The organism is Nocardioides sp. (genome assembly GCF_024509035.1).
Taxonomy (GTDB): Bacteria; Actinomycetota; Actinomycetes; order Propionibacteriales; family Nocardioidaceae; genus Nocardioides.
In genome coordinates this window covers 1-2,156 of the sequence record NZ_JANINT010000291.1, presented here as the reverse complement: position 1 = coordinate 2,156, position 2,156 = coordinate 1, and the positions used below count along the sequence as shown (strand labels likewise).

General features: G+C 69.8%; 2 protein-coding genes. One reads left to right on the top strand and one right to left on the bottom strand.

Translation table 11 applies throughout. The features are described 5' to 3' along the window. A partial coding sequence (locus tag Q0L15_RS19340) for a CpsD/CapB family tyrosine-protein kinase (RefSeq protein ID WP_296606197.1) occupies positions 1–924 on the top strand: 924 nt, incomplete at its 5' end. Positions 925–936: 12 nt separating this feature from the next. Here the strand turns inward: Q0L15_RS19340 and Q0L15_RS19335 are convergent. Next, on the bottom strand, positions 937–2,156 hold a 1,220-nt coding region (locus tag Q0L15_RS19335; protein WP_296606195.1), incomplete at its 5' end, for a DUF4012 domain-containing protein.

The window sequence follows — 2,156 nt, the reverse complement described above, 5'->3', positions numbered from 1 at the left end:
TCCCCCAAGCCGGTGCGCAACCCGGCTCTGGGCGTCGTGCTCGGTCTGCTGCTCGGGCTCGGACTGGCGCTGCTGCGCGACCTGCTCGACACCACCGTGAAGACCAACGACGACCTGGCCCAGGCAACCTCCGCGCCCGTCCTCGGCGCCATCCCGTTCGATAACCAAGCCCGCCAGAAGGCGTTGGTCACCGATCTCGGCACCCATGCGCCCCGGGTCGAGGCGTTCCGGGTGCTGCGCACCAACCTCCAGTTCGTGGAGGTCGACAGCGCGGCCAAGGTCTTCGTCGTGACGTCCGCGCTGCCCGAGGAGGGCAAGACGTCGACATCTCTCAACCTTGCGATCACACTGGCACAGGCCGGCCACCGCACACTGCTCGTCGAAGCGGACCTCCGCCGCCCCAAGGCCACCACGACGCTCCACCTGGACAGCGCAGTCGGCGTGACGACCATCCTCCTGGGCCGAGTCGCGGTCGAGGACGCGATCCAGCGCCACGCCGACAGCGAGCTCGACGTTCTGGCGAGCGGGGCGATCCCGCCCAACCCCGCCGAGCTCCTGCAGTCCAACGCCATGCACGACCTGGTCAAGCAGCTGCGGTCGGAGTACGACATGGTCGTGATCGACGCTCCGCCGTTGCTGCCGGTGACCGACGCTGCCCTGCTGGCGCGTCAGGCGGACGGGGTGCTCCTGGTCGCTCGCTATGGCAAGACCACCCGCGACCAGCTCAGCCAGGCGGTCGACCGCTTGCATCAGGTCGACGCCGAGCCGGTCGGTGTCGTGCTCAACATGACGCCGGGACGCGGCCGGGGCGACAGTTCGGGCTACGGCTACGGCTACGGCTACGGCTACGGCTACGCCCCGATCAGTGCCGAGTCGACGCGGACGCACGCCGGCCGCCGGGGCTGGCCCCGGCGGCGGCCGTAGGACCGTTCGCCGTCAGCAGGCCGACGCGAACGGGTGCCGGTCGAGCCCCGGCACGACACTGGGGGTCATGGTCAACTCACCAGGGCCGGTCTGGCCCTCACCGGTCGTGGCCTGCCAGGTGAGCAGCTTGTCGCGTCGCGACGACAACAGGATGTCGACGTTGGCGACCGGCCGCCCGTCGATCTCCTTGACCTCGAGATCCTTCAGGTCACGTCCGTCGATGCGCAGCCGGTCGAGCGACCCGCCCCACGGCCCGTAGACGCGGACCATGACGTACTGCGAGCCCGGGTCAGTGCCGTACGCTCCACCGCCGGTGACGTAGTCGGGAAGCTTCGCCGCCTCGGCCGGCGCGATCACTTGACGTAGCGTCAGGGCGCCGGTCAGGGTCTGCGCTCCGTCCGTGCACCGCACCGCGTCGACCTCGCCGTCGTAGCGCAGGTAGTAAGACATCTTCGACCCCGTGAGGTCGCTCAGGCCGACGTCGATGTGGGGCGTGGAGCCGTCGTCTCCGGCGAGCTCACCCGCGACACGGGTGCCGGCGAGCTCGCTCTCGACCTGCTCGTCGAAGGAGGCGACCAGCAGGCGGCCCTCGGCTGCCGCTCGACTGACGCCCTCGACGAAGGCGATGGGTGACGTGATGTTGCTAGTGACGGCCCCGAACACCGACCGCGCAACCTCTTGGAAGTAGGGGTCCTGCTGCGACACGGGGAGGTCCAGGTAGGGCCGGTTGAGCACCTGCTCGACGACGTTGCCCGAGGTGAGGGTCGTCTCCCCGACCTCGACCGGACCCGTCGCCTCGAGCAGGTAGGAGAGCGCGACCGGGTCGACGGCCAGAACGCCGTCGAGCGGCCGGTCCGGGTGCTGCTCACGCCAGTGGGCGTCCCACAGCTCCGCAGCACGCGGGAAGTCCGGCGTGAACCCTGCGTCGTGGAAGTACTGTCCGAAGACCCGTCCGTAGACGTCGATCTCCTCGTTGGTGAGGAGGCCGACGGCGGTCTGGGTGACGGGGAAGTCATTCGCCGACCCCTGGATCTCCATCCGGAGCCGGCCGTCCTCGGCGTGGACCATCGCCCAGGAACCCGGAAGTCCGCCCGTGGGCCGGATCTCGGCGTTGTTCTGGAAGATCACCAGGAAGTCCCTGGCACCGTCCGCTCCGAGCATCGTCGGAGCGACCGCAGTGGCGGTCTCAGCGGACGCGAGGCCGGTGCGGAGGTCGTGCACGAGGTCGGCGA